We start from the raw sequence: 695 nt of genomic DNA on the forward strand, positions 1-695 counted from the left end.
GGTGCCGCGTGGGCGGCCGTGTTGCTCTTCTGTGTCACTGCTTCTTCGTGGTGTGCCTTGACGGCTGGTTTCAGTAGTCCTTGTCCTCGTCGTGGTCCTCGTCGTCGTAGCCCTTGTCGTGGTGGCTGTCGATCACCTTGAAGCTGCCCACGATCACATCGCCCTCTACGTTGCCATCGACCACGAACTGGGAGGACTTGGGCGGGAGAATGGCCTCCGGTGTGTTGCTGCAGTTGGCGGTGTCGAAGAACTCGACGATCTTCTTGCTGAGGTTTTCGACGTTGAAGGTGTCATCGGCGACGGGGCCGTCACCGTTGGGGATCTGGACGCTGGTGACGGGGAAGCACTGGTACTTGTGAGCCGGGTACTTCTGCCCGTTGACGATGACCTTGCCCTTGTCGTGGTGCTTGTCATCCCCGTGGTCCGACTTCTTGTGGTCGTAGCCCTTGTCCTCCTCCTTCTTGCCGCTGTCGCCACCGTAGGGGGCGTGGGCCGGGGCAACCTGCGGGGCGGACTGAGAGGAACCGGTGGCGGAGGCGTAGGTCATCCCGGTGAGAGTCAGGGCCGCGACGCCGATGGCGGAAGTCGCAAGGGCGACAGTACGCGTCTTCATTTCTTCTCCTCGATGACAGAGGTGGCCGACTGGGCAGCCGACCCGTGAATGAACGTACTGACCGCATTTCTGGCTGTCATCT

Annotated in this window: 1 protein-coding gene; it reads right to left on the bottom strand. The window is 61.6% G+C overall.

What is annotated here, in order from left to right:
• Nucleotides 1–70: 70 nt before the first annotated feature.
• Nucleotides 71–613 (bottom strand): hypothetical protein, encoded by a 543-nt coding sequence (locus ACTWQJ_RS52000; protein WP_443313299.1) that lies wholly within the window; start codon nucleotides 611–613, stop codon nucleotides 71–73.
• Nucleotides 614–695 lie beyond the last annotated feature (82 nt).

Origin of the sequence: Streptomyces sp. KR55 (assembly GCF_052245645.1) — a bacterium.
In the GTDB taxonomy this organism is placed as follows: Bacteria; Actinomycetota; Actinomycetes; order Streptomycetales; family Streptomycetaceae; genus Streptomyces; species Streptomyces flavusporus.

Excerpts from the sequence above, each read along its gene's own strand:
- ACTWQJ_RS52000 (WP_443313299.1), bottom strand. The coding sequence starts at position 613 with ATGAAGACGCGTACTGTCGCCCTTGCGACTTCCGCCATCGGCGTCGCG.